Genomic DNA, 25,870 nt, shown 5'->3' with positions numbered 1-25,870 from the left:
CGCCGCCGGCCGGGCGGCGCGCGGCGAGGAGGCGCCCGGGCGGGCCGGTCGGCCCAGCCGGCGCCGGCGCTCCGGTTCGGCCTTGGGGGCCGGGTCGACCCGGCCGGTGCGCCGGACCGTACCGGGGTCCTGCGCGGCGAGGCCCAGGGTGCGGCGGAACTTCTCCACCTCGACCGGGGCGATCTCGCCCGCCGCACCGCGCGGCAGGTCGCCGAGGATGAAGGGGCCGTAGGCGATGCGCAGCAGGCGGCTGACCTGCAGGCCGAGGTGCTCGAGCACCCGGCGCACCTCGCGGTTCTTGCCCTCGGTCAGGGTCAGTTCGATCCACTGGTTGCGGCCGGTGCGCCGTTCCATGTTGGCGTCGATCTTGCCATAGCGGATGCCGTCGATCTCGATGCCCTCGATCAGCTCCTCCAGCCGGGCCTGGCTGATCTCGCCGAAGGTGCGCGCGCGGTAGGTGCGCGGCACCCCGCTCGCGGGCAGTTCGAGCGCGCGCTTGAGCTCGCCATCGTTGGTCAGCAGCAGCAAACCCTCGGTATTCAGATCGAGCCGGCCGACCGGCATCAGCCGCGGGGTGCCCGGGGGCAGGGCGTTGCGCAGCGCGGTGTAGATCGTCGGCCGACCGGCCGGATCGCGTTCGGCGGTGATCAGTCCGTCGGGCTTGTGGAACAGGAACAGCCGCGTCGCCTCGGGCGCGGCGACCGGCTGGTCGTCCACCGTCACGCCGCGCAGCCCGGGCAGGACCGTGGCCGGGGTGGTCACCACCGCGCCGTCCAGCTTGACCCGGCCCTCGGCGATCATCCGTTCGATCTCGCGCCGGCTGGCGATCCCCGCGCGGGCGAGCAGCTTGGCGATGCGGTCGCCGGTGCGGGCAGCGCTGCCGGGGGCGTCGGGGGAGGGGGAGTCCGTCATGGGCGGGCCTTACCGCCAAGGGCAGGGGGCGTCAAAGCGCCAGACGCGGCCCACGCGCTCTCCGCCCGGCCCCCGCGCGGGCAGATCGGGCGAACCGGCCGCGAACCATCTGGCCTTCCCGGCAAAGGCCGTTAGCATGGCGCGGCAAGCGAGGTGGGGACAAGGCATGAGTGACAGCACGGCGCAGCCAGCGGGGCCGGTCGCGGGCGCGATCGCCCCCTATCTCGAGCGCGAGCCGCTGGGCGCCCTGTTCCTCGGCATCTCCTCGGGCTTCCCCTTCGCGATGATCGGCGCGACCCTGACCACCCGGCTGGCGCAGGACGGGATCGACAAGAAGACCGTCACCGCCTTCACCCTCGCCTTCCTGGTCTACAACCTGAAGGTGTTCTGGGCCTGGATCGTCGACGGGGTGCGGCTGCCGCTGCTCGGGCGGCTGGGCCAGCGGGTGTCGTGGATGCTGGTGGCCGGCACCCTGGTGATCGCCGCGGTGGTCCATCTCGCGCTGGTCGATCCCTCGGCCGACATCGCCGGCACGGTGATCGCCGCGGTGCTGGTCGGTGCCGCGGGCGCCACCTTCGACATCGTGATCGATGCCTACCGGATCGAGACGCTGCGGCCCTACCAGCTGGGCGTCGGCTCGGGCATGTCGCAATACGGCTGGCGGCTCGGGTCGGCCGGGGCCGGCGCGCTGGCGCTGGTGATCGCCGCGCGCCACGGCTGGAGCGCGGGCTATCTCGCCTGCGCCGCCTTCGCCCTGCCGGCGATGCTCACCGCCCTCTGGCTGGGCGAGCCCGAGCGCCACCGCGCGCCCACCACCCGGCGCGGGCTGGGCGAGATGGTCCAGGCGATCTACGGCCCCTTCCTCGAGTTCTTCCGCCGCCCGGGCGCCCTGCTGGTGCTGCTGTTCATCCTGGTCCACAAGATCGGTGACACCCTGGCCAACCTCACCTTCCGGCTGCTGTTCGACGATCTTGGCTTCAGCAACGACGAGATCGCGATCTACGACATCGGGCTGGGTTTCTGGGCCTATCTGATCGGCATCTTCCTGGGCGGGGCGGCCTATACCCGGCTCGGGCTCAAGCGTTCGGTGCTGCTGGCGCTGGGCCTCATGGGCGTGTCGAACCTCAGCTTCGCGCTGCTCGCCGCGGCGGGCCATTCCAATCTCGGCATGGCCGCGGCGATCGGGTTCGAGAACATCGCCTCGGGCTTCGGCGGGGTGGTGGTGGTGGCCTACTTCTCGGCGCTGTGCGACCTGCGCTTCACCGCCGCGCAGTATGCGCTGATCTCGGCCGGGGCGAGCATCGTCGGCCGGTTCCTCACCGGGACCACCGCCGGGGCGCTGATCGAGGCGCTGGGCTACGTCAACTTCTACCTGCTCACCACCCTGGCCGCGCTGCCCGGGATCGTCCTGTTCTGGTGGATGAGCCGCACCGGGCTGGTCGACAGCTCGATCGGCTCGGCCGGGGATGCTGTCTAGGGCCGGTGTCGCCTGGCCGCGGGGCAATGCGGCCTAGTCGGGGATCTCGCGGTTGAGGCGCAGGACCTCGCCGGCGAGATAGAGCGATCCGGCGATCAGTACCTCGCGTCCATCATCGGGCAGGGCAGCCAGGGCCGAGGCCACGTCGCGGCACGGCAGGACCGGCAGCGCGCTGTGCGCCGCGAAGTCCTCTGGGCGGTGGGCATCGTGCCCGGGGGCCGGTACCACCGCGATCGAGGCGAGCATCGGCTCAAGCGGCACGACCAGCGCGGCCGGATCCTTGTTCGCCAGCATGCCGATGATCAGGTGGACCTGCCGACCGGCGAAGTGCCGCGCGATCGCGAGGCCGGCATCGGGATTGTGGCCGCCATCCAGCCAGACCGCCCGGCCCGGGGCCAGCGCGGTGAGCGGACCGGCCCCCAACCGCTGCAGGCGCGCCGGCCAGCGCGCGGCGCGGATCCCCGCGGCCATGGCGGCGGGCGTGACCGGCACGGCGCTCTGCCGGCGCAGCATGGTCACCGCGAGGGCGGCATTGTCGATCTGGTGCGATCCGGGCAGCGTCGGCAGCGGGAGCGCCACTTCGCCCTGATCGTCGCGCAGGATGAAATGGTCAGCCGCTGTCTCGCACCACCAGTCGCGCCCGCGCAGGTGCACCGGAGCGCCATGACGCGCGGCGGTCTCGAGCACCGCCGTGACCGCCCCCGCGGCATAGGTCTGGGTGACCAGCGGCACCCCGGGCTTGGCGATGCTGGCCTTCTCGAAGGCGATGCGGGCGATCGGCTCGGCCGGCGTGCCCTCCTCGGGGCGGAGCAGGAAGGCCTCGTGGTCGAGCCCGAGCGAGGCGACGGCGCAGACCAGCGGAGCGGGGATGACGTTGGTGGCATCGAGCCGTCCGCCCAGCCCGACCTCGATCACGCAGGCATCGGCCGCCGTGCGGCTGAAGGCCAGGAACAGCGCCGCGGTGGTCACTTCGAAGAAACTGGGACCCAGATCCTCGGCGGCGTCGAGCACCTCGGCCAGGACCGCCGCCAGCGCCGCGTCGTCGATCAGCCGGCCGGCGACGCGGATGCGCTCGTTGTAGCGCACCAGATGCGGCTTGGTCGCGCTGTGCACGGTATAGCCCTGGGCTTCCAGCATGGCGCGCAGGAAGGCGCAGGTGGAGCCCTTGCCATTGGTCCCGGCGACGTGGAACACCGGCGGCAGCCGGCGTTCGGGATGGCCCAGCCGGGCGCAGATCGCCTCGATCGTCTCCAGTCCGTAGCGGCCCTGCGGCAGTGACAGCGCGGCCAGCCGGTTCAGCTGGGTCTGGACGCCGGGGTGATCGGAGGTGGCGAAGTCGCGCATGGCTGTGTGATCGATCCTGTTCGGGTTCACTCTGGCCGTTCGCCTCGAGCGACGTCGAGAGGCGTCGCGCTCGGTGTCTCGACTTCGCTCGATACGAACGGACAGGGTTTAGGTCATCACCTGTGGGTGGTGCCGCACGGGGTCGAAAGGGCGTTACGCCGCCTTGGCCGGCTGGAGATACTCCAGCACCCGCGCCAGCGTGGCCTTCAGTTCCTTGCGGTGGACCACCATGTCGACCATGCCGTGTTCGTGCAGGTACTCGGCGCGCTGGAAGCCTTCGGGCAGCTTCTCGCGGATCGTGTCCTGGATCACCCGCTGGCCGGCGAAGCCGATCAGGCAGCCCGGCTCGGCGATGTGGATGTCGCCCAGCATGGCATAGGAGGCGGTGACGCCGCCGGTGGTGGGGTCGGTCAGGATCACCACATAGGGCAGCCCGGCGCGGCGCAGGCGGCGCAGCGCGACCGTGGTCTTGGGCATCTGCATCAGCGAGAGGATGCCCTCCTGCATCCGCGCGCCGCCCGCCGCCGTGCAGATCACGTAGGGCGACTTGTCCTTGATCGCGCGCTCCACCCCTTCGACGAAGGCCGCGCCAACGGCCATGCCCATCGATCCGCCCATGAAGGCGAAGTCCTGCACGCCCAGCACGACGCGGTGGCCGCCCACGGTGCCCTTGGCGTTGGTCAGCGCATCGGGGTGCGGATTGGTTGCCCGGGCGGCCTTCAAGCGATCGGGATAGCGCTTGGAATCGCGGAACTTCAGCGGGTCTTCCTTGACCCTGGGCGTGGCCAGCACGGTGTAGCCGGGGTCCAGCAGCTGCCCGAAGCGGTCATCGGTGCGCACGCGGCCGTGATGGTCGCAGCGCGGGCAGACCGACAGGTTCTCCTCGTACTCCTTGGTGAACAGCATCTCGCTGCACGACGGGCACTTGATCCACAGGTTGTCGGGGGTCTCACGCTTCTGCGCGAACGACGGCAGCGCGTTGCGGACGCGGGTAATCCAGCTCATGCCGGCTCCTTACGCGATTGATGGACGGCTTGCGAGAGGGCGGCGGTGAGATCGCGCACCGGACCGGCCGCGTCCTTGCCATGCCGCGCGACCAGATCGACCAGGGCCGAACCCACCACCACGCCATCGGCGACCCGGGCGATCGCGGCGGCCTGCTCGGGGGTGCGCACGCCGAAGCCCACGGCCACGGGAATCGTGCTTGCCGCCTTGAGCCTGGCCACCGCCTCCTCGATGCTGGCCTGGGCAGCCTGCTGCATGCCAGTGATGCCCGCCACCGAGACGTAGTAAAGGAACCCCGACGAGCCCGCGAGCACGGCGGGCAGCCGCGCCGCGTCGGTGGTCGGCGTGGCGAGGCGGATCAGCGCCACACCGGCGGCGCGCAGGGCCGGGCCCAGCTCGGCATCCTCCTCAGGCGGAATGTCGACGCAGATCACCCCGTCGACCCCGGCCTTCGCGCACTCGGCGGCGAACCAGTCGGCGCCGCGGATCGTCATCGGGTTGGCATAGCCCATCAGCACCAGCGGCACCTCGGGGTGGCGGTCGCGGAAGGCGGCGGCGATGGCGAAGATGTCGGCGGTCCGGGTCCCGGCCCCGAGCGCGCGCAGGTTGGCCAGTTGGATCGCCGGGCCATCGGCCATCGGATCGGTGAAGGGCATGCCCAGCTCGATCACATCGGCGCCGCCTTCGACCAGCGCGTCGAGGATCGCGGCGGTGTGGGCAGGGGTGGGATCGCCCCCGGTGACAAAGGTGACAAGGGCCGGGCGGCCCTTGGCGAAAGCGGCGGTCAGGCGGTCAGTCATTCTGAAAACTCCGTCGTCCCGGGCTTAACCCGGGACCGCTGGCGGCGAGGCGCTGTGTTGCAGCGATCCGGACACCGATCCCGGGTCAAGCCCGGGACGACGATAGCGGCAATCAAAGCTTCACCCCCAGGTGCTCCGCGACCGAGAAGATGTCCTTGTCGCCGCGCCCGCACAGGTTGACGAGCACGATCGATTCCTTCGGCAGGGTCGGCGCCACCTTGGCCACGGCGGCGATCGCGTGGCTGGGTTCCAGCGCGGGGATGATCCCTTCGGTGCGGCACAGCAGCTGGAAGCCGTCGAGCGCTTCGGTGTCGGTCACGGCGGTGTAGTCCACCCTGCCGATTTCCTTGAGCCAGGCATGCTCGGGCCCGATTCCCGGATAGTCGAGCCCGGCCGAGATCGAGTGCCCTTCGGTGATCTGGCCGTCCTCGTCCTGCAGCAGATAGGTCTTGTTGCCGTGGAGGATGCCGGGCCGCCCGCCGGCGAGGCTGGCGGCGTGCTCCTTGTCGAGCCCGTGGCCCGCGGCCTCCACGCCCAGCATCTTCACGCCCGGATCGTCGAGGAACGGGTGGAACAGGCCGATGGCATTGCTGCCCCCGCCGATCGCGGCGACCAGCAGGTCGGGCAGGCGGCCAGTGCGGGCGAGCATCTGGGCGCGGGCCTCGCGGCCGATCACGCTCTGGAAATCGCGCACCAGCTCGGGATAGGGGTGCGGGCCGGCGGCGGTGCCGATGATGTAGAAGGTGTCGTGGACGTTGGCGACCCAGTCGCGCAGCGCCTCGTTCATCGCGTCCTTGAGCGTGGCGGCGCCGGCGGTGACCGGCACGACCTCGGCCCCCAGCAGCTTCATGCGGAACACGTTGGGCGCCTGGCGGGCGACGTCGGTGGCGCCCATGTAGACCACGCAGGGCAGGCCGAAGCGCGCGCAGACCGTGGCCGTGGCGACGCCATGCTGGCCCGCGCCGGTCTCGGCGATGATCCGGGTCTTGCCCATGCGGATGGCCAGCAGGATCTGGCCGATGCAGTTGTTGATCTTGTGCGCGCCGGTGTGGTTCAGCTCGTCGCGCTTGAACCAGACCTGGGCGCCCCCCAGCTCCTCGGTCAGGCGCGGCGCGAAGTACAGCGGGCTCGGCCGGCCGACGTAGTGCTCCAGCAGATCGTCGAACTCGGCCTTGAACGCCGGGTCGGCCTTGGCCGCGGTGTACTCCCGCTCCAGGTCGAGGATCAGCGGCATCAGCGTTTCGGCGACGTAGCGGCCGCCGAATGCGCCGAAGTGCCCGCGCTCGTCGGGCTGGTTGCGGAAGCTGTTGGGGGCGTGTTCGGTCATGCCCGGCGCTTGGCAGAGGCGCGCGCCAATGTCCAGTTTGCGGGGCTTTGGGGCAGGGCTTGGGCGGCTGTTTCGGCGATCGGCCGAGTAGCGGCGGGACGGGCGGGTCTGCCCTGTTGTGGATTGGCCACACTGCTGTGCCCTGTTCATCTCAGCGACAGTTTGGGTTCATTCTGCCGACAGACTGCGCGGCCTAGGTCGGCAGCGGCCCGACAGGATCGGACCGGACATCAGGAGTACCAAGATGCGCACTTTCGCCCTTCCGCTGCTCGCCGCTGCCGCCCTGGGCGGCGCCGTCGCGACGCCGGCCCTTGCCAACGAGACCCGTGCCGAGGTGCGCGGGGGTATCGAATGGCTGCCGGGTCGCACCGAGGGGACCGTGGGCGCGGCTGTCGGTTATGACTTCGACCTTGGCCCCGCCGCCTTCACCGGTCTCGAGGTCTCGGCCGACAAGGTTCTCGGCTCGCGCTACAAGACCAGCTTCGGCTTCCAGGGCCGCGCCGGCATCAACGCGCTGGGCAACAAGTTCTACGGCATCGGCGGCTATTCGACCGAGCCCTGCGACACCTGCCGCGGATCGTGGGATCTGGGCGCCGGTGCGCAGTTCGGCTTCATGGGCCCGCTCTACACCAAGGTCGAATACAAGCACCACTTCACCGACAACGGCCCGGATCGCGATACCGTGCTGGCGGGTGTCGGCGTCAAGTTCTGAACGCAGTTTCGCGGCCCCGATGGGCGAGGGCGGTCCGGCAACGGGCCGCCCTTTTCGGTTCAGCCGGAACTGCGCACCGCGGCGCAGAACCGCGCGATAAGCTGGGGATCCTTGATCCCCGGCGCGCTCTCCACCCCGGACGAGGTGTCGACCAGCGGCGTGCCGGTGCGGGCAATCGCCTCTGCCACATTGGCCGGGCCGAGCCCGCCGGCAAGGCCCCACGGCGCGCGGTTGCGCCAGTCGGCCAGCAGGGTCCAGTCGAAGGCCAGGCCCATGCCGCCGGGCAGCGTGCCCCGGGGGGTCTTGGCGTCGAACAGGATCAGGTCGGCGGCGCCGAGCCAGGCGGCGGCCCGCGCGATGTCCCCCACCGCGGCGACGGGGATCGCCTTCCACACCGGCAGGCCGAAGCGCGCGCGCAGCTCGGCCGTGCGGGCCGGGCTTTCCTCGCCGTGGAGCTGCAGCGCGTCGAGCCCGGCCGCCGCGACCGCCTCGGCGATCAGGGCATCGTCGGCATCGACGAACAGGCCCACCCGGCCGATCCGCCCGGCCGCGCGCTCGCCAAGCGGCGCGGCCTCGCGGGGGGTGAGATTGCGGGGCGAGCGGGCGAAGAACACGAAGCCGATGTGATCCGCCCGCGCCGCGATCGCGGCGTCGAGCGCCTCGGGCGTGGTCACGCCGCAGATCTTGATCGCGGCGGTCGGGGCGGGGGCGATGGGCATCACCGCCCCTTAGCCGAGGCCCCGCGCCCGGCAAGGGGGATCATCACGGCACCAGTTCGAACTGCACCTGCACGGTGACCGTCATCTGCAGCTCGCCCGCCTGGACCGGGGACGACGGTGCCGGTGCGGCCTCCATCGCGGCCATGCGGTACATCACCGGCTGCGGCGGCTGCCAGCCCCCGCTCTCGCTGATCGAAACGATCCGCCCCACGCGCAGCCCGGCAGCGCGGGCATAGAGCTCGGCCCGGGCGCGGGCCTTGGCCATCGCCGCGGTGCGCGCCGCGTCCTGTGCCGGATCGGGATCGTCCACCTCGAACCCCGGACCGTTGACCTGATTGGCCCCGGCCGAGACCAGCGCGTCGATCACCTTGCCCAGATCGGCGAGGTTGCGGTGCCGGACCGACACCGCATTGTTCGCCTGGTAGCCGATGATCCTGGGCTGGGCCGGTTCCATCGTGCCGTCGGGCAGGTTGCGCTGCGGCTGGTAAACCGGGCTGAGCGAGAGATTGCTGGTCTGGATGTCCTTGTCGGCCACGCCGGCCTTCTTCAGCGCGGCGATCACCCGGGTCATGTCCGCGGCATTGGCGCGCAGGGCCTCGGTGGCCGTGATGCCCTGGCTGACCACGCCGGCGCTGAAGGTGGCCACGTCGGGCGCGCGGCTTACCCGGCCCTCGGCCGACAGGCTCAGCACGGTGGGGGCGGGCGCCGCGCTGGCGGGCGGGCGCGGAGCGGCCTGGGCCAGCGCCGCGCCGGGCAGGGCGGCCAGCGCGGCGACGAGGATGAGGGGGCGCAGGATCATGTCGGTCTCCCGGAGTGGCGATCGGAGTCGCTGGGGCTGGGGCTTGGCCGAAGCGAGGTTGCGCGGCGATGAACCGGGCCGCGCCGAACCGGGCCGCGTCGGGGCCCCGGGGCGGCCACCACTCAATCCAGTAGCCGTTCCAGCACGACCATCGTCAGCCCGGCGGCCTCGGGCAGATCGACGGGGAAGGGGCGCGTCTCGCCGGTGCGGTGATAGCCCCGCCGCTCGTACCAGGCGATCAGCTCGGCCCGCCGGTCGATCACGGTCATCTCCATCACCGCGGCGCCGAAAGCCCGGCGCGCCTCGGCTTCGGCCGCAGCGATCAGCTGGCGGCCCAGCCCCCCCGCCTGGCGCGCGGGCGAGACCGCGAGCATGCCGAGATAGCAATGCCGCGGCGGCTTGCTGGTGATCGCCACCGAGCCGATCAGCGCCCCGTCCTCGATGGCGACGACGATGCGCTGGGCGGGATCGGCGATCACCCCGGCAACCTCGTCGTCCGAGGTCCGCTCGCCGCTTAGCATGTCGGCTTCGTGGGTCCAGCCGGCCCGAGCGCTGTCGCCGCGGTAGGCGCTTTCGACGAGTGCGCGGATCGCGCCGACATCGTCGAGCTTGGCCGGGCGGAAGGCGATTGTCATCGGATCAGAGCGTGCCTTCGATTGCCCGCGCGGCGGTGACCGGATCCTCGGCGCGGCTGATCGGGCGGCCGATCACCAGGACGCTGGCTCCGGCGTCGCGGGCCTGGCGGGGGGTGACGGTGCGCTTCTGGTCGCCCCCCAAAGCCCCGTTAGCGGCCTCGGCCGGGCGCAGCCCGGGAACCACGAAGAAGCCGTTCTTCCAGCGCCTGTGGACCTCGCCGACCTCCTGACCGGAACAGACGATCCCGTCGAGCCCGGCCTCGGCGGCGAGGTCGGCCAGCCGCAGCACCTGGTCGTGCGACGATCCGCCCACGCCCGTGGCGGCCAGATCAGCGTCGTCGAGGCTGGTCAGCACGGTGACCGCAACCACCCGGCAATGCTCCCCGGCGGCAGCCTTGGCATCCTCCATCATCGCCCGCCCGCCGCTGGCATGGACCGTGACGATCGCGGGTTCGAGCACGTGGATCGACTGCATCGCCCCGGCCACGGTGTTGGGGATGTCGTGCAGCTTGAGATCGAGGAAGAGCGGCAGACCGACCTTGGCCACCTCGTGGACGCCATGGTGCCCGTGGGCGCAGAAGAACTCGAGCCCGAGCTTGAGCCCGCCGACGTGCCCCTTGACCTTCTGGGCCAGAGCGATCGCGGCGTCGAGCCGGGGCAGGTCAAGGGCAAGGTAGATCGGGTTCATGCGGGTTCCATTCGGTCACTCAGGTGGCGGGCGTGTCTCCGGATTGCGCAGCCGCGTCAAGCTGGGTGCTCGACAGGGCTGCCGAGGGCTGGCGCGTGACCGCCTCCAGCGCGGTGATGCGCCGCCGCCAGCGCCAGCGTCCGGCGACGTGAAGCAGCCACATCGGCAGGAGTCCGGCCAGGAACGACAGCACCACGAGCGCGGGCAGGCGGGTCTCCCAGACCAGATCTTCCCAGATCCGGACGGTGACCGGGGTCCAGTTGGTGACGGAGAACAGCACCAGCCCCACGACCAGCACGGTCCAGACGATCGTGCGGACTATCCGCATGGCATGGTGTCCTTTCTCCCGCGTCCCGGCAGGGATGCTAGGCGGTAAAGCGGCGGAAGGGAAGGGCGGGCAGGCCAGGCCCCGCGGGCGGTTCCGAGCAATGCTCCGGGGTGCCGGATCGCGCGGCTGCGCGGCCCGGTCGGAGCCGTGCGGCGTGCTTAGGGCGACATGTTGCGCCCCACGTCGGAGATCCAGATCCACTCCGCACAGAACACACGACCACCCCCTGATCGTCGCCCCGGCCTTGAGCCGGGGCAGGGCTTGCGTGGCGACGGCTGGGGAAAACAGCCCAGTCCCGGGTCAAGCCCGGGACGACGATAGCTTTGACGCTGTGCCATTGTGCGGGTGTGCGAATGCGTTTTGGGGCGGCCTCTCCGCGTTTGAGCCCAACGTCCGCTCCCCACCAAGCGGTACCCGCCGACCTGTTCCGCGCGCGCTAGAAGCTGTCCTTCGCCCGGCGCAGCGCGGCGAAGGTTTCAACCGGGGAGCCGCCGCCCCAGCGGGTGGCAAGCACCGGATCGTCGGCGCGCAGGAACGGGTTGGCGGCGATCTCGCGTCCCAGGGCCATGGGCACGGTGGGGCGCCCGTCGGCGCGCAGCCGGGCGACCTCCGCGGCATAGGCCTGCAGCGCGGCATTGTCGGGATCGGCATGCAGCGCGAAGCGCGCGTTCGAGGCGGTGTATTCGTGCGCGCAGTGGAGCAGGGTATCGGCGGGCAGCGCGCGCAGCCGCAGCAGGCTGGCCCAGAACTGGTCCGGCGTGCCCTCGAACATCCGGCCGCAGCCCAGCGCGAACAGGGCATCCCCGACGAAGGCGAGGCCGGCCGCGGGCAGATGGTAGGCGACATGGCCGCTGGTATGGCCACCGACGTCGATCACCGTCGCGGTGAAGCCGCCGAGCATGAGCCCGTCGCCATGCCCGACCCCGCGGTCGACCCCGGCGATGCGATCGATCTCGCCCGCCGGGGCGGCGATGGTGCAGCCGGTTGCCGCCTTGATCGCCGCATTGCCGCCGGCATGGTCGGGATGCCAGTGGGTGTTCCAGATCTGCGTGATCCGCCAGCCGCGTGCCGCGGCCTCGGCCAGATAGACCGCAGCATCGGGGGTATCGATCGCGGCGGTCTCGCCGCTGGCCGGATCGTGTAGCAGGTAGCCGTAGTTGTCGGACAGGCAGGGAAACTGGTGAACCTGGAGCATGGGGGACCTCTCTGCCGGCAAAGGTAGGGACGGCGGCAGGATTAGGAAAGGGCGGGGCACGCGGGTTCGATCAGCCCGCCGGCGACACCCTTGCTTGCCCTGCTGACACGCGTCCGGCAGCACCACCGGGCCCCGCGCGGCCTGACCTCCGCCGCCAGCGAAAAGGCCCGCCCGGATCGCTCCGGGCGGGCCTGTTTCCGTCAGCCTTGCGGGCTAAGGCTAAGCTTACTGCTTGGCCTTCAGCGCGGCGCCGAGGATGTCGCCCAGCGAAGCGCCGGCATCCGACGAACCGTACTGCTCGACCGCTTCCTTCTCTTCGGCCAGCTGGCGGGCCTTGACCGAGAAGTTCGGCTTCTTCGAGCGATCGAACCCGGTGACCATGGCATCGAGCTTCTGGCCGACCTGGAAGCGGTCCGGACGCTGCTCGTCGCGGTCGCGGCCGAGGTCCGAACGCTTGATGAAGCCGGTGGCGCCGTCGTCGCCAGCCTGCACCTCGAGACCGCCGTCGCGGACCTCGAGCACGGTGACCGTGACGACCTCGCCGCGGCGCAGCGAACCCGCGCCGCCGGCCGCAGCCACACCGCCGGCCGCCGGAGCGCCCTTCTCGAGCTGCTTCATGCCGAGGCTGATGCGCTCCTTCTCGACATCGACGTCAAGCACGATGGCCGAAACCTGCTCGCCCTTGCGGTGCAGGGCCAGCGCGTCCTCGCCCGAGATGCCCCAGGCGATGTCCGACATGTGGACCATGCCGTCGACGTCGCCGTCGAGGCCGATGAACAGGCCGAACTCGGTCGCGTTCTTGACTTCGCCTTCCACGGTCGAACCGACCGGGTGCTTCTCGGCGAAGGCTTCCCAGGGGTTCTGCTGGGCCTGCTTCAGACCGAGCGAGATGCGGCGCTTGTCGCTGTCGACCTCGAGCACCATCACGTCGACTTCCTGCGAGGTCGAAACGATCTTGCCGGGGTGGACGTTCTTCTTGGTCCAGGACATTTCCGAAACGTGGACCAGGCCTTCGATGCCCGGCTCCAGTTCGACGAAGGCACCGTATTCGGTGATGTTCGTCACGGTGCCGCGCAGCTTGGCGCCCATCGGGTACTTGGCGGCCACGCCATCCCACGGATCGCTTTCCAGCTGCTTCATGCCCAGGCTGATGCGCTGGGTGTCCTGGTTGATGCGGACGATCTGGACGCGGACGGTGTCACCGATGTTGATGACTTCCGACGGGTGGTTGACGCGCTTGTAGCTCATGTCGGTGACATGGAGCAGGCCGTCGATGCCGCCGAGATCGACGAAGGCACCGTAGTCGGTGATGTTCTTGACGACGCCGTCGATGATCTGGCCCTCGGCCAGGTTCTGGATCAGGCCCGAACGCTGCTCGGCGCGGGTCTCTTCCAGCACGGCGCGGCGCGAGACCACGATGTTGCCGCGGCGGCGGTCCATCTTGAGGATCTGGAACGGCTGCGGGATGTCCATCAGCGGAGTGACGTCGCGGACCGGGCGGATGTCGACCTGCGAGCCGGGCAGGAAGGCCACGGCGCCGTCGAGGTCGACGGTGAAGCCGCCCTTGACGCGGCCGAAGATTACGCCCTCGACACGCTTGCCTTCGCCGAACTCGCTTTCCAGCTTGTCCCAGGCGGCTTCGCGGCGGGCGCGGTCACGCGACAGCATGGCTTCGCCGTCGGCGTTCTCGACGCGGTCGACATAGACTTCGACCTCGTCGCCGACCGACAGGCCGTGCGGCTGGCCGGGCATGGCGAATTCGCGCAGGGGCACGCGGCCCTCGCTCTTCAGGCCGACGTCGATGACGGCCTTGTCGTTCTCGATCGCGGTGACGGTGCCCTTGACGACGCGGCCTTCGAAGCCGCCGCTGGCGGCCGAGCCGAGGGTTTCGTCAAGGAGAGCCGCGAAATCGTCGCGGCTGGGGGTAGCCGTAGAGGCCATGGTCTTGTCCTACTCTACTGTGTTTCCGGCCAGGCGGTTGTCTCCGCCGGTCTTTCCTCCACGCACCGCCCCATGCGGACGTGGGCCAAAAAGGGCCGAACCGCCGCGGGAGCCGAATGCCGTCCGCGGCGTCCCCCGGACCGGATTCGGGCCGCGGGACCGGCGGCGCTTAGGCCCGTGACCACGGAAATGCAAGGAAAATGGGGCTCTTTGCGGCGGGCCATGCGGGGGGTGTTGACACGGTTGACAGGGTCCAGCGGCAAAACGTGCGGATCGCTCAGGGGGTGGGGCCGAGATCACCTTGCCGACGGCGCGCGCTGTAGGACAGGGCGCGGCGGTTTCTGTCGGGCCGGGGTGGCCGCAGGCCCCGATCCGCTCAGCCTGCTAGCTTCAGTTCCACCAGCGCGATCGCTGCGGCAATCGCCTCGTCGCGCGACAGGTCCGAGGTGTCGAGCACCACCGCATCGGGGGCGGCGACCAGGGGGGCCGTGCTGCGGCTGCGGTCGCGCCGGTCGCGTTCGGCCAGGTCGGCCTCGATCGCGGCGAGGCTGACCGGCTCGCCGCGCGCCTGCATTTCCAGGAACCGGCGCTGCGCCCGCGCCGCCACGCTGGCGGTGACGAACAGCTTGGCCGGGGCCTCCGGGGCGATCACCGTGCCGATATCGCGCCCGTCGAGCACCGCACCGCCAGGCTGGAGCGCGAAGGCGCGCTGCCGCTCGAACAGGGCCTGGCGCACCGCGGGGTGAAGCGAGACGCGGCTGGCCAGGCCGCCGGTCTCCTCGCGGCGCAGCGCCGGATCGGCCAGCAGGGCATCGGGAAAGCGGGTCGCGGCGAGGGCGTCGGCAGGGTCGTCGGGATTGCCGCCGCGGCTGCGGCAGTGCCAGCCGACCGCGCGATAGAGCAGCCCGGTATCGAGGTGCGGCAGGCCGAAATGGCTGGCGAGAGCCTGGGCGATGGTGCCCTTGCCCGAGGCGGTGGGGCCGTCGACCGCGATGATGCGCGGGCGGTTCGGGCCAGGATCGCTCATGCCCGGCGCCCCTGACGCGCCGCCTTGACCAGTCCATAGAGCGCGATGGCCGCCCAGAACCCCTCCAGCACCAGCGAGGCGGGGTTGAGGTTGACCAGCAGCGAGACGGTCAGCAGCAGCGATCCCGCCAGATTGAGCCCGTGCTGGACATAGGGATTGGGCGCGGAGTTGCCGGTACCATAGGCATAGGCGATGACGATGCAGGCCATGCCGGCGAAGCCGCAGAGATTGGCCAGGGTCTCACCGATCGGCAGGATCATGCCGCGACCAGCCCTTCCAGCAGGCCTTCGAACACCGGGAAGCTGGTGGCGATCGGGCGGGTATCGTCCACCTCCACCCCGGCGCGGCTGGCGAGGCCGGCCACGGCCAGGCTCATCGCGATGCGGTGATCGAGGTGGGTGGTGACGCGCGCGCCCTGTGGCGTGCCGGGCAGCGGTTCGCCGCCGGTACCGTCGATGATCAGGCCATCTTCCGTCTCGGTCACGGTTGCCCCGGCGAGGGCGAGCGCGGCGCGCATCGCGGAAATCCGGTCCGACTCCTTGACGCGCAGCTCCTCGAGCCCGCTGGTGACAGTCCGGCCCTGCGCCAGTGCGGCAGCGACGAACAGGATCGGGAACTCGTCGACCATGCTGGGCACTACCGCCGGATCGACCGTGATCCCGGTCAGGGCGGAGTGGCGCACGTGCAGGTCGGCCACCGGCTCGCCGCCGACCTCGCGGCGGTCGAGCTCCTCGATCTGGCCGCCCATCTGCCGCAACACGTCGAACAGGGCGGCGCGGGTGGGGTTGAGCCCGACGTTCTCGATCACCAGGTCCGAACCCGGCACGATCAGTCCGGCGACGACGAAGAAGGCGGCCGAGGAGGGATCACCCGGCACGACGATCCGCTGCGGGCGGAACTCGGCCTCGCCGCGCAGGCGGATGATGCGGGTGCCGTCGCGCTCGACCTCGACCGTCAGTTCGGCGCCGAAGCCGCGCAGCATGCGCTCGGAGTGGTCGCGGGTCGGGACTGGCTCGATCACCGTGGTGATCCCCGGCGTGTTGAGCCCAGCCAGCAGGATAGCGCTCTTGACCTGGGCCGAGGCGACCGGGAGGCGGTACTCGATCGGCACCGCGGGGGCGGCGCCGCGCATGGTCAGTGGCAGACGGCCGCCCGGCGAGGCGGTGAAGTCGGCGCCCATCTGCGCGAGCGGATCGATCACCCGGCCCATCGGCCGTTGCGACAGGCTGGCGTCGCCGACAAAGGTGGCGGTGATCGCGTGGGCCGCGACCAGCCCCATCAGCAGCCGGGTCGAGGTGCCGGAATTGCCCATGTCGAGCGCCTGGCTGGGCTGCAGCAGTCCGCCGACGCCGACTCCGTGGATCGACCAGGTGCCGTCGGTCTCGCGGGTGATCGTCGCCCCCATCGCGCGCATGGCCGCGGCGGTTGAGAGCACGTCCTCGCCTTCGAGCAGGCCGGTGACGCGCGTCTCGCCCACGGCAAGGGCGCCGAGCATGATCGAGCGGTGGCTGATCGACTTGTCGCCAGGCACGCGAATCCGCCCGGTCAGCGGCCCGGCAGGCAGGAAGCGGCGAGGGCGGGCAGCGGCGGGGTCGGCGGAGCTCACGGAGGCGGTCTTTCTCGATTGGGGATGCCGGAGGCGCGCGGCTTTTGACAGCGCGCACCGGCTATGGCAAGGCGCCCGCCCTGTTGATGGCCCCAAGCCGAACCAGCCCGACCGGAATCAATCCGGTTGATTTCTCGGCCCGGCCTTCCCATCAACGCGAACGGTTTTCAGGTCCGAGCCATGGCGGCGGGCCAAGACGAGGAATTGCAATGGTCAAGCCTGAATGGGGCGCCAAGCATGGCTGCCCGAAGTGCGGCACCCGCTTCTACGATCTGGGCAAGGACGACCCGGTCACCTGCATCGAGTGCGGCCATGCCTGGCACCCGGAGCCGGTGCTCAAGTCGAAGCAGCCGATTCCCTATGAAGAGATCCAGAAGAAGCCCGAGGAGGCCGATGTCGACCTCGCCGAGGAGGATCTGGACATCGACGAGGACGGCGACAGCCCGGACAACGACGTGGACCTGGGCGGCGACGACGACCTGGGCGTGGGCGTGGCCGACGACGGCGACCCCGACGAGGGCTGATCGGCGCGGTTTCCGGTGCGCGGGAGAATTTTTCCGCGCCCGGTTTTTCCCGCTTGCCAAGCCGGCGAGGTGCCAATAAAGGGGCGCCTCCCGGCATGACCCACCAGGTCGGCGGGATGCGGAAGGCCCTTCGGGACCATCCGCAACATGGTTGGAATGGGGCCTTAGCTCAGCTGGGAGAGCGCCTGCATGGCATGCAGGAGGTCAGCGGTTCGATCCCGCTAGGCTCCACCATCCACCCGGGTTCGCCCTTGTGCGATACGCTGGCCGACGAGGTTTCGTCCGCCGGCGTTTTTCGCTTAGGGCCGGTTTCGACACGCTGGTCGGCGAGGTTTCGCCCACCGGCGTCTTTGGCGTGATGGGTCCGCGGACCCTGGCGGAGTAAGGCGGCCATGTTCGACACATTGTCCGATCGCCTCGGCGGGGTGTTCGACAAGCTGCGCGGCCGCGGTGCGCTGAACGAGCAGGATGTCCGCGACGCGATGCGCGAGGTGCGGATCGCGCTGCTCGAGGCCGACGTCGCCCTGCCGGTCGCGCGCCGCTTCATCGACGACGTGACCGAGAAGGCCGTCGGCCAGTCGGTCCTGCGCTCGGTCACGCCCGGCCAGCAGGTCGTCAAGATCGTCAACGATGCCCTGGTCGAGATGCTCGGCGGCGGGGACGGCGGCGGTGAGGCCGTGGGCCTCGATCTCAACGCCGCGCCGCCGGTGGTGATCATGATGGTCGGCCTGCAGGGCTCGGGCAAGACCACCAGCACGGCCAAGCTGGCCAAGCTGATCAAGGAGAAGCACGGCAAGAAGGCGATGATGGCGTCGCTCGACGTCAACCGCCCGGCCGCGCAGGAACAGCTCAAGGTGCTGGGCGAGCAGGTCGGCGTTGCCACCCTGCCGATCATTCCCGGCCAGCAGCCGGTCGACATCGCCACCCGCGCGCTCAATGCCGCGAAGCTCCAGGCGGTCGACGTGCTGCTGCTCGACACTGCCGGCCGGCTCCATGTCGATCAGGCGCTGATGGAGGAGATGAAGGCCGTCTCCGCCATCTCGGCGCCGAAGGAGATCCTCCTCGTCGTCGATTCGCTGACCGGCCAGGACGCGGTCAATGTCGCGCAGTCGTTCGCCGGGCAGGTCAGCCTGACCGGCGTGATCCTGACCCGGATGGACGGCGATGCCCGCGGCGGTGCGGCGCTGTCGATGCGCGCGGTCACCGGCAAGCCGATCAAGTTCGCCGGTACCGGCGAGAAGATGGACGCGCTCGAGCCGTTCCATCCCGCCCGCGTCGCCAACCGCATTCTCGGCATGGGCGATATCGTCTCGATGGTCGAAAAGGCCGCGGCAACGATCGAGGTCGAGGACGCCGAGAAGCTCGCGCAGCGCATGGCCAAGGGTCAGTTCGACATGAACGACCTGCGCATGCAGCTGAAGCAGATGCAGAACATGGGCGGGCTCGGCATGCTGGCGGGCATGATGCCGGGCATGAAGAAGGCCAAGGCGGCGATGGCTGCCAGCGGCATGGACGACCGGGTGCTGCTGCGCATGGACGCGATCATCGGGTCGATGACCCCCAAGGAGCGCGCCAAGCCCGAGCTGCTCAACGCCAAGCGCAAGATCCGCATTGCCAACGGTTCGGGCACCCAGGTTCAGGACGTCAACAAGCTCATCAAGATGCACCAGGAAATGGAGCGCGCGATGAAGCAGATCAAGAAGATGGGCGGGCTCAAGGGGCTGGCCGCGATGTTCGGCAAGGGCGGCCTCGACGCTGCGATGCCGGGGCTCGGCGGGCAAGGTCTGGGTGGCGGCGCGGGCGGCGCCGGGCTGCCGGGCCTGCCAGGCATGGGCAACATGCCCGCCAACCTCGGCGACCTGCTCAAGAAGAAGTGATTTTCCGTTTCAGTTCAAAGTTTAATGAAAGGTAGTTCCCATGTCGGTTTCTCTGCGTCTGTCGCGTGGCGGTTCCAAGAAGCGCCCCTACTACAAGATCGTCGTCGCCAACTCGCGCGCGCCGCGCGATGGCAAGTACCTGGAGCAGGTCGGCACCTACAACCCGCTGCTCGCCAAGGACGATGCCAACCGCGTGCGCCTGGTCGAGGACCGCGTGAAGTACTGGCTGGGCGTTGGCGCGCAGCCGACCGACCGCGTCGCCCGCATGCTCGACAAGGCCGGGATCAAGGAGCGCGCCGCCACCGTCAACCCGAAGAAGGGTGAGCCGGGCGCCAAGGCCAAGGAACGCGCCGAGGAGAAGGCCGAGAAGCTGCGTGAGGCCGAGGAGGCCGCCGCTGCTGCCGCCGCCGCTCCGGCGGTGGAAGAGGCCCCGGCCGCTGAAGAGGCTGCTGCTGAAGCGGCTCCGGCCGAGGCTGCTGCCGACGAGCAGGCCGAGGGCTAAGCCTTGGCCGCTGACAAGCCCGTCACCCTGGCCGCCGTCGCCGGCGCGCACGGGGTGACGGGCGAGGTCCGCCTGAAGCTGTTCGGGGAAGGCGTGGCGGCGCTCCAGCGCTACCGCGCCTTCAACGATTCCGCGCTGACCGTGGTCAAGCTGCGCGACGACGGCAAGGGCGGGGCCGTGGCCCGGTTCGCCGAGGTGACCGACCGCAACGCCGCCGAGGCGCTGCGCGGCACCCTGCTGACCGTGCGCCGCGCCGAGATGCCGCCGCTGGCTGAGGGCGAATACTACTACGCTGACCTGATCGGGCTGGCCTGTGTCTCGACCGCGGGCGAAGCGCTGGGCGAATGCGTCGCGGTCGAGAACTTCGGCGCGGGCGACGTGCTTGAGGTCAGGCGTCCCGACGGCAAGACCTTCATGGTCCCGATGAAGCCCGAGGCCGTGCCGGAGTGGGGCCCTGAGGCCGGCGGGCGGATCGTGATTGCCGAGGGGTGGGCTTCGTAGTATATACGCGATGTATATACAGGAGCCGGTCATGGCGAAGGAATACCGGGCCAAGGTCTTCAAGTCGGGCAATTCGCTGGCCTTGCGGATCCCCAAGGAGCTGGGCCTGACCGAAGGTGCGACCATGGTGCTGCGCGAGGAGCGGGTCGGCTTCGTGGTCGAGCCGGAAGAGGCGCCCCGGCGCAAGATCGATGTCAGCGGGTTTGCCGGCAAGGCGCCTTGGTTGAAACCCTTGCCGCCGGAGCTCAAGGAGTTCGAGGAACGCCCATCGACTCTCGCAGCGCGCAAGCTGCGGGTCGAAGGGGAGTGATCCGCTACCTGATCGACGCCAACAGCTCGATCTTCGCCATGATTGATGCTCACTCTCCGGTCAATTTCCGGATTGCCGAGTTGGAGCCCGGTGAGATTGCCATCTCATCGATCAGCTTCACGGAAATTGCCCTGGGGACCCAGTTGCAGAAACCGCCGCCGCCTCAAGTTATCGAGGCATTCATCGCCGCGATCCCGATCTTGCCGTTCGATGAAGGCGCCGCCCGGACCTATGCGACACTGCCGTTCAAGCGCGCCCGCTTCGACCGGCTGCTCGCGGCTCACGCGCTGAGCATCGGAGCAACGGTGATCACCGCCAATGTCGCCGACTTCGCCGACGTGCCCGGTCTGCAGGTAGAGAACTGGAGCAAGGACGCATGACCCTGCTGTTGCTGATTTTCGCGGTGGGCGCCGCGGCGCTGGCCGTCGCCGCGCTGCGTCGGCGCACCGTGCTGGCACCGGGGCGGCTGGTCATGCTGGCTGGGCTGGTGCCGGCCGTTGTGATCATGGGCCTGTTGCTGGCTGGCATGATGGCACGCGAGGGCGCGGCGCGCGGCGATCGCCTGGCCCTGATGATGATCCCGTTCATTGGGCTGGCCGTTGCCCTGGCCGGCTGGACCGGTGGGGCGCTGGCCCTCCTGCTGGGACGCAAGCCATGACCTTTCGCGCCGCCGTCATCACCCTCTATCCCGACATGTTCCCCGGTCCGCTCGGCGTCTCGCTCGCCGGCCGCGCGCGCGAGGAGGGAAAGTGGTCGCTCGAGGCGATCCAGCTGCGCGACTTCGCCGCCGACAAGCACCGCACGGTCGATGACACGCCGGCCGGGGGCGGGGCGGGCATGGTGCTGCGGGCCGATGTGCTGGCGCGGGCGATCGATCATGCGCGGGCGGTTATGGGGGATTCCAAGCCCATCCCCGTGCTCGCCATGACCCCGCGCGGCCGGCCGCTGACCCAGGCCCGCGTGCGGGAACTGGCGCAGGGGCCGGGCGTGATCGTGGTCTGCGGCCGGTTCGAGGGGTTCGACGAACGGATCTTCGCCGCGCGCGAGGTGGAAGAAGTGTCGATCGGCGACATCGTGCTGTCCGGCGGCGAGCCCGCGGCGCTGATGCTGCTCGATGCTTGCATTCGCCTGCTTCCCGGCGTAATGGGCGCCCCTTCGAGTGGGACCGAGGAGTCGTTCGAGAACGGCTTGTTGGAGTATCCCCACTATACCCGGCCCGCTGAGTGGGAAGGGCGCACGATCCCTGAAGTGCTGCGATCGGGGGATCATGCGAAGATCGCGGCGTGGCGCAAGCTGCAGTCCGAGGTCGATACACGGTTACGCAGGCCGGATCTGTGGGAGCGCCATGAGGGTGCTCGGGTCCAGTCTGCCTCTGGCGCGCGGCGTGAAAAGAGGGATGTGGACCAGTGAACCTGATCCAGCAGATCGAGGCCGAGGAAATTGCCAAGGCCGGCAAGGATATTCCGGAGTTCCGCGCGGGTGACACCGTGCGCGTGGGCGTGAAGGTGATCGAAGGCGATCGGACCCGCGTCCAGGCCTATGAGGGCGTGTGCATCGCGCGCTCGAACCGCGGCTTCAACTCCAACTTCACCGTGCGCAAGATGTCGTTCGGCGAGGGCGTGGAGCGCGTGTTCCCGCTGTACTCGCCCAACATCGAGAGCATCGTCGTGGTGCGTCGCGGTGTCGTCCGCCGCGCCAAGCTCTACTATCTGCGCGGCCGCACCGGCAAGCGCGCCCGCATCGCCGAGCGTCGCGACACCCGCAACGACGGCTGAGGCCAGGGGAGCCCTGGAGGCACCCCTCCAGGGTTTACAGGACAGGGGCGTCCCGGCAGACCAGCCGGGGCGCCCTTTCCGTGTCGGGCGCCATTCTTCCACGGAGCCTTGCGCCTTGCCATGCGACACCTGCGTCCAGCCCTGCCCACCTCTGTCCTGCTGGCCTGCTGCCTGGTGCTGTCACCGATCCCGGCGGCCCATGCCGGAGAACCGCCGGTGAGCGCCCCGGCCAGCCGCGCTGCGGGCACCCTGACGATCGAGCGCGTCTTCGCCAGCCCCGGCCTGAACGGGCCCAGCCCGCGCGGGGTCAAGCTCTCGCCCGACGGGCGCTGGCTGACCGTGCTGCGCAACCGCCCGGATGACCGCGAGCGCTATGACCTGTGGGGCTTCGACCGCTCGAGCGGCCAGTGGACGATGCTGGTCGATTCGCAGCGGCTGTCCTCCGGGCGGGAGCTGTCCGAGGCCGAGAAGATGCAGCGCGAGCGGATGCGGGTGGGTGACCTCAAGGGGATCATCTCCTACGACTGGAACGCCGACGGCAAGAGCCTGCTCGTGCCGCTCGACGGCGATCTGCTGCTGGTCGGGCTCGACGGGTCGGCGCGCCGGCTCGAGGGCGTGTCCGGCGATGCCCGCGACGCGGCGCTCAGCCCCAAGGGCCGGTTCGTCTCGTTCGTCGCCGAGCGGCGCTTCTGGGTGGGCGCGGTCGCGGGCGGCAAGCCGGTCGCGATCTCGCCCGACGAGGCCAGCGCGACGGTCCACTGGGGCGAGGCCGAATTCGTCGCGCAAGAGGAAATGGCGCGCTTCAAGGGGGCCTGGTGGGCCCCCGACGACAGCCGCGTGGCGCTGGAGCGGCTCGACGAGGCGCAGGTGGGCGTGGTTACCCGCGCGGCGATCGGCGCGGCCGGGACCCGGACCTTCGGGCAGCGCTATCCCGTCGCAGGCACGGCCAACGTCGAGGTTTCGCTGTGGGTGATGAAGCCCGACGGGTCCGAGCGGGTGCGCGTTGACCTGGGCCGCGATCCCGACATCTACCTGGCCCGGGTCGACTGGGCGCCGGATGGCAAGACGCTGTATGTCCAGCGCCAGAACCGGGCGCAGACCCGGCTCGACCTGCTGGCGGTCGATCCGCTGACCGGCGCCGCGCGCGTGCTGCTGAGCGAGACCGCGCGGGAGAAGAGCTGGATCAACCTCAGCGACGCCTATCGCTTCCTCAAGGACGGCAGCCTGATCTGGTGGTCCGAGCGCGACGGCTTCGGGCGGCTCTACCACTATCCAGCGGGCCGCTTCACCGCGGCGGATGCGCGGCTGCTGACCCCCGGGCCGGGGGTGGTGACCGCGCTGGTCGGGGTGGATGAGGCGAGGCACCGCCTCTACTTCGCCGGCAATGCTGCCGACCCGCTGGAGCAGCACGTCTACGTGCTCGACTGGACCAAGGCCGGCCTGCCGCAGCGCTTGACCGAGCCGGGCTTCGTCAACGCGGCGACGATGGACAAGGCCGCGCAGAACCTGCTGGTCACCCGTTCGGCCCAGAACCAGCCGCCGCAGGTCTATCTGCTGCCGGTCGGTGGCAAGGGCGGCACGGGCGGCAAGGTCTGGGTGGAGCAGAACGCGGTCACCGGCGACCATCCCTATGCCGCCTATCTGACGGCGCACCGGGCGCCGACCTTCGGCACGATCAAGGCGGCCGACGGGACCGACTTGCACTGGCGGATGATCACCCCGGTGATGGCGCCGGGCAAGCGCTATCCGGTGTTCTTCTCGCACTATGGCGGGCCGCACCAGCAGGTGGTCACCCGCGGCTGGATGGGGGGGCTGGCCCAGGCGATCGTGGCCCGGGGCTTCATCTACTTCGAGATCGACAACCGCGGCAGCGCCAATCGCGGGGTGGCCTTCGAAAGCCCGATCTGGCGCGCGATGGGCAGCGTCGAGGTGGCCGACCAGAAGGCCGGGCTGGACTATCTGAAAGGCCTGCCTTTCGTCGATCCGGCCAAGATCGCGACCTATGGCTGGTCCTATGGCGGCTACATGACGCTGAAGATGCTGGAGGCCGATCCGGGGGCCTATGCCGCGGGGATCGCCGGCGCCCCGGTGACGAAGTGGGAACTGTACGACACCCATTACACGGAACGCTACATGGGCGATCCGCGGCAGGTGCCCGAAGCCTACGCCCGGTCCGGGACGCTTGCCGATGCGGCCAGGATCACGGACCCGCTGCTGCTGATCCACGGCATGGCGGATGACAACGTGGTGTTCGACAACTCGACCGCGATGATCGCGCAGCTGCAGGGCGAAGGTGTGCCCTTCGAGATGATGCTCTATCCCGGCCATACCCACCGCGTGACCGGGCCGAAGATCGGACCGCACCTGTGGAACTCGATCTTCGCCTTCCTCGAGCGGCACGGGGTGACGCCGCCGCAGTAGGCCGATCCGCAGTGTATTGTTGAGATGGTACACCGTGCTAGTCTGCCGCGGGCAGGGGTCGCGGGGAGGCGGGGGTTGAGTCAGGACATCAGCGCAGCGGCGGTCGATCCGCAGGCCGGCCATCTTGCCCCGGTCGGGCCCGCGGACCGCATCGCCGTGCTCGACGTTATCCGCGGCGTCGCGATCCTCGGCATCTTCTTCATGAACATCCCCTTCATGGCCGGGCCGATCTGGCTGGCCGACAGCAACCCGCGGGCGATGGGCTGGAGCGAGGCCGACCGGCTGGTCTGGACGGTGATCCAGACGACCTGGGAGGGGACGCAGCGCGGCCTGCTGCAGTTCCTGTTCGGGGCCGGGCTGATGGTCTTCGCGCGCAAGGCGATGGAGCCCGATGGCCCGGTCGGCGTGGCCGATCTCTACCTGCGGCGCAACCTGTGGCTGCTCGGCTTCGGGTTGTTCGATATCTTCTGCCTGCTGTGGCCGGGCGACATCCTGCACGTCTATGCACTCTGCGCGCTGGGGCTGTTTCCGTTCCGCCGTCTGGCGGTGCGCTGGTTGCTGCCGCTGGGGCTGGGCTTCGCCGCCTTCACCTTCGTCACCGGGGCGATCGAGTACCGCGAGCGGGCGCAGATCGCCGCCACCGTCCGCACCGCCCTGCCCAAGGCGCAGGCCGGGCACCGCCTGACGGCCACCGAGGCCGCGGCGGTCAAGGCCTGGCGCGAGGCCGAGGGGCGCATCGCCGGCACCGATCCGCTGATCCGGAGCGAGGCCCGCAAGGAGGCGGCGGCCCGCTCCAGCCCGCACATGGCCGACTATGCCGGCTGGATGATCGGCTCCTACCTGATGCTGGTGGGCAAGGGCGAACTGCTGTTCGGGGTGGCCGAGGCCTTTCCCGCCATGCTCATCGGCATCGCGCTGTGGCGACTGGGCTTCATCCAGGGCCGGCGCCGCGCGCGCGACTACCTGTTGGTCATGGCGGCGGCCTATGGCTTCGGGATGGGCGCGCGCTATCTCGGCTGCCTTGAGTACCTGGCCTTCGCGCCCCAGCCCAAGACCATCTGGATGACTGATGAGCTCGCCCGCCTGGCCGTGTCGCTCGGCCATGTCGCGGCGCTCAACCTGCTGGTGCGCGCGCGGATCGGCGCGGCGCTGGCCCGGCCGTTCCGCGCCGCCGGGCAGATGGCCTTCACGCTCTATTTCCTCGAGCAGATCATCGGGCTGTGGATCCTGTACTCGCCGCTCGGGTTCGATCTGCCCGGCGGGCAGGGCTGGGCGCATCTGGCCGGGCAGGCGGCGCTGGTCACGGCCGGGCTGCTGGTGGCCGCCAACGTATGGCTGCGCCACTTCGCCATGGGCCCGCTCGAGTGGCTGTGGCGCACCCTGGCCTACGGTGCGGCGCCGCCGTTCCGCCGGGTTGCCGCTACGTCCGGGACGGACTGAGCCTG

General features: G+C 70.1%; 28 protein-coding genes and 1 tRNA gene. 14 read left to right on the top strand and 15 right to left on the bottom strand.

Annotated elements, in window-relative coordinates; genetic code table 11:
• Window positions 1–912: pseudouridine synthase (locus tag H7F53_RS07415; RefSeq protein WP_185678848.1), on the bottom strand; the 912-nt coding region annotated here is incomplete at its 3' end.
• Window positions 913–1,078: 166 nt separating this feature from the next.
• On the opposite strand from H7F53_RS07415, the gene H7F53_RS07410 reads away from it, so the two are divergent.
• Entirely contained in the window at window positions 1,079–2,389 is a 1,311-nt protein-coding gene (locus tag H7F53_RS07410) for an AmpG family muropeptide MFS transporter (protein ID WP_185678847.1), read from the top strand.
• A gap of 33 nt (window positions 2,390–2,422) precedes the next feature.
• Here H7F53_RS07410 and H7F53_RS07405 read toward each other — a convergent pair whose 3' ends face one another.
• The 4 genes from H7F53_RS07405 to trpB form a co-directional block, all read right to left on the bottom strand.
• Window positions 2,423–3,733: a bifunctional folylpolyglutamate synthase/dihydrofolate synthase gene (locus H7F53_RS07405; RefSeq protein ID WP_185678863.1), complete on the bottom strand. Its 1,311-nt coding sequence runs from the start codon at window positions 3,731–3,733 to the stop codon at window positions 2,423–2,425.
• A gap of 153 nt (window positions 3,734–3,886) precedes the next feature.
• Window positions 3,887–4,738: an acetyl-CoA carboxylase, carboxyltransferase subunit beta gene (gene accD / locus H7F53_RS07400; RefSeq protein ID WP_185678846.1), complete on the bottom strand. Its 852-nt coding sequence runs from the start codon at window positions 4,736–4,738 to the stop codon at window positions 3,887–3,889.
• Window positions 4,735–5,538, bottom strand: a complete 804-nt coding sequence (gene trpA / locus H7F53_RS07395; RefSeq protein ID WP_185678845.1) for a tryptophan synthase subunit alpha — start codon at window positions 5,536–5,538, stop codon at window positions 4,735–4,737. Before trpA ends, accD begins: the two co-directional genes overlap by 4 nt.
• 112 nt (window positions 5,539–5,650) lie before the next feature.
• The gene (trpB, locus tag H7F53_RS07390; RefSeq protein ID WP_185678844.1) at window positions 5,651–6,865 is read right to left on the bottom strand and encodes a tryptophan synthase subunit beta; all 1,215 of its coding nucleotides are present in this window, start codon (window positions 6,863–6,865) and stop codon (window positions 5,651–5,653) included.
• Window positions 6,866–7,109: 244 nt separating this feature from the next.
• Between trpB and H7F53_RS07385 the strand changes: the two genes are divergently transcribed.
• Complete coding sequence (locus tag H7F53_RS07385; RefSeq protein ID WP_185678843.1) at window positions 7,110–7,577, top strand: outer membrane beta-barrel protein; 468 nt, start codon at window positions 7,110–7,112, stop codon at window positions 7,575–7,577.
• A gap of 59 nt (window positions 7,578–7,636) precedes the next feature.
• On the opposite strand, the gene H7F53_RS07380 is transcribed toward H7F53_RS07385, so the two are convergent.
• The 10 genes from H7F53_RS07380 to aroA all read right to left on the bottom strand — a co-directional run bounded on the left by H7F53_RS07380 (window position 7,637) and on the right by aroA (window position 16,515).
• Window positions 7,637–8,296: a phosphoribosylanthranilate isomerase gene (locus tag H7F53_RS07380; protein ID WP_185678842.1), complete on the bottom strand. Its 660-nt coding sequence runs from the start codon at window positions 8,294–8,296 to the stop codon at window positions 7,637–7,639.
• Between the two features lie 43 nt (window positions 8,297–8,339).
• Window positions 8,340–9,095 carry an SIMPL domain-containing protein gene (locus H7F53_RS07375; protein ID WP_185678841.1) on the bottom strand — a complete coding sequence of 252 codons (756 nt, stop codon included), beginning with the start codon at window positions 9,093–9,095 and terminating at the stop codon, window positions 8,340–8,342.
• A gap of 122 nt (window positions 9,096–9,217) precedes the next feature.
• Entirely contained in the window at window positions 9,218–9,730 is a 513-nt protein-coding gene (locus tag H7F53_RS07370) for a GNAT family N-acetyltransferase (protein WP_185678840.1), read from the bottom strand.
• 4 nt (window positions 9,731–9,734) lie between these two features.
• The gene (gene pyrF / locus H7F53_RS07365) at window positions 9,735–10,418 is read right to left on the bottom strand and encodes an orotidine-5'-phosphate decarboxylase (RefSeq protein ID WP_185678839.1); all 684 of its coding nucleotides are present in this window, start codon (window positions 10,416–10,418) and stop codon (window positions 9,735–9,737) included.
• Window positions 10,419–10,437: 19 nt separating this feature from the next.
• Window positions 10,438–10,746 carry a lipopolysaccharide assembly protein LapA domain-containing protein gene (locus H7F53_RS07360; protein ID WP_185678838.1) on the bottom strand — a complete coding sequence of 103 codons (309 nt, stop codon included), beginning with the start codon at window positions 10,744–10,746 and terminating at the stop codon, window positions 10,438–10,440.
• A 436-nt stretch (window positions 10,747–11,182) separates the two neighbouring features.
• Window positions 11,183–11,941, bottom strand: coding sequence for a hydroxyacylglutathione hydrolase (gene gloB, locus H7F53_RS07355; protein WP_185678837.1), 759 nt, complete (start codon window positions 11,939–11,941; stop codon window positions 11,183–11,185).
• Between the two features lie 225 nt (window positions 11,942–12,166).
• Complete coding sequence (rpsA, locus tag H7F53_RS07350) at window positions 12,167–13,882, bottom strand: 30S ribosomal protein S1 (RefSeq protein WP_185678836.1); 1,716 nt, start codon at window positions 13,880–13,882, stop codon at window positions 12,167–12,169.
• A 376-nt stretch (window positions 13,883–14,258) separates the two neighbouring features.
• Complete coding sequence (locus H7F53_RS07345) at window positions 14,259–14,909, bottom strand: (d)CMP kinase (protein WP_185678835.1); 651 nt, start codon at window positions 14,907–14,909, stop codon at window positions 14,259–14,261.
• Window positions 14,906–15,169 carry a CBU_0592 family membrane protein gene (locus H7F53_RS07340; protein WP_185678834.1) on the bottom strand — a complete coding sequence of 88 codons (264 nt, stop codon included), beginning with the start codon at window positions 15,167–15,169 and terminating at the stop codon, window positions 14,906–14,908. The genes H7F53_RS07345 and H7F53_RS07340 overlap by 4 nt, the downstream gene beginning before the upstream one ends.
• Window positions 15,166–16,515 carry a 3-phosphoshikimate 1-carboxyvinyltransferase gene (gene aroA / locus H7F53_RS07335; RefSeq protein WP_185678833.1) on the bottom strand — a complete coding sequence of 450 codons (1,350 nt, stop codon included), beginning with the start codon at window positions 16,513–16,515 and terminating at the stop codon, window positions 15,166–15,168. Before aroA ends, H7F53_RS07340 begins: the two co-directional genes overlap by 4 nt.
• Before the next feature lie 209 nt (window positions 16,516–16,724).
• On the opposite strand from aroA, the gene H7F53_RS07330 reads away from it, so the two are divergent.
• The 12 genes from H7F53_RS07330 (at window position 16,725) to H7F53_RS07275 (ending at window position 25,865) form a co-directional block, all read left to right on the top strand.
• Entirely contained in the window at window positions 16,725–17,039 is a 315-nt protein-coding gene (locus H7F53_RS07330; protein WP_185678832.1) for an FYDLN acid domain-containing protein, read from the top strand.
• Window positions 17,040–17,197: 158 nt separating this feature from the next.
• A tRNA-Ala gene (locus H7F53_RS07325) sits at window positions 17,198–17,273 on the top strand.
• 158 nt (window positions 17,274–17,431) lie between these two features.
• A complete protein-coding gene (gene ffh / locus H7F53_RS07320; protein WP_185678831.1) occupies window positions 17,432–18,916 on the top strand; it encodes a signal recognition particle protein in 1,485 nt (494 codons plus the stop codon).
• Window positions 18,917–18,956: 40 nt separating this feature from the next.
• Window positions 18,957–19,418, top strand: a complete 462-nt coding sequence (gene rpsP / locus H7F53_RS07315) for a 30S ribosomal protein S16 (protein WP_185678830.1) — start codon at window positions 18,957–18,959, stop codon at window positions 19,416–19,418.
• A 3-nt stretch (window positions 19,419–19,421) separates the two neighbouring features.
• Window positions 19,422–19,919, top strand: coding sequence for a ribosome maturation factor RimM (rimM, locus tag H7F53_RS07310; RefSeq protein ID WP_185678829.1), 498 nt, complete (start codon window positions 19,422–19,424; stop codon window positions 19,917–19,919).
• A gap of 31 nt (window positions 19,920–19,950) precedes the next feature.
• Complete coding sequence (locus tag H7F53_RS07305; RefSeq protein WP_185678828.1) at window positions 19,951–20,229, top strand: AbrB/MazE/SpoVT family DNA-binding domain-containing protein; 279 nt, start codon at window positions 19,951–19,953, stop codon at window positions 20,227–20,229.
• Window positions 20,226–20,609 carry a PIN domain-containing protein gene (locus H7F53_RS07300; protein WP_185678827.1) on the top strand — a complete coding sequence of 128 codons (384 nt, stop codon included), beginning with the start codon at window positions 20,226–20,228 and terminating at the stop codon, window positions 20,607–20,609. The genes H7F53_RS07305 and H7F53_RS07300 overlap by 4 nt, the downstream gene beginning before the upstream one ends.
• Window positions 20,606–20,887 (top strand): hypothetical protein, encoded by a 282-nt coding sequence (locus H7F53_RS07295; RefSeq protein WP_185678826.1) that lies wholly within the window; start codon window positions 20,606–20,608, stop codon window positions 20,885–20,887. The genes H7F53_RS07300 and H7F53_RS07295 overlap by 4 nt, the downstream gene beginning before the upstream one ends.
• Window positions 20,884–21,639: a tRNA (guanosine(37)-N1)-methyltransferase TrmD gene (gene trmD / locus H7F53_RS07290; protein WP_185678825.1), complete on the top strand. Its 756-nt coding sequence runs from the start codon at window positions 20,884–20,886 to the stop codon at window positions 21,637–21,639. Before H7F53_RS07295 ends, trmD begins: the two co-directional genes overlap by 4 nt.
• Window positions 21,636–22,004, top strand: coding sequence for a 50S ribosomal protein L19 (gene rplS, locus H7F53_RS07285; RefSeq protein WP_343061968.1), 369 nt, complete (start codon window positions 21,636–21,638; stop codon window positions 22,002–22,004). Before trmD ends, rplS begins: the two co-directional genes overlap by 4 nt.
• Before the next feature lie 120 nt (window positions 22,005–22,124).
• Window positions 22,125–24,425 carry a S9 family peptidase gene (locus tag H7F53_RS07280; RefSeq protein WP_185678824.1) on the top strand — a complete coding sequence of 767 codons (2,301 nt, stop codon included), beginning with the start codon at window positions 22,125–22,127 and terminating at the stop codon, window positions 24,423–24,425.
• Window positions 24,426–24,500: 75 nt separating this feature from the next.
• A complete protein-coding gene (locus H7F53_RS07275) occupies window positions 24,501–25,865 on the top strand; it encodes a DUF418 domain-containing protein (protein WP_246438660.1) in 1,365 nt (454 codons plus the stop codon).
• Window positions 25,866–25,870 lie beyond the last annotated feature (5 nt).

This window comes from Novosphingobium piscinae, assembly GCF_014230355.1.
Taxonomy (GTDB): domain Bacteria; phylum Pseudomonadota; class Alphaproteobacteria; order Sphingomonadales; family Sphingomonadaceae; genus Novosphingobium; species Novosphingobium piscinae.
The sequence above is the reverse complement of the archived record's forward strand: the minus strand, read 5'-3'. Positions and strand labels throughout refer to the sequence as shown.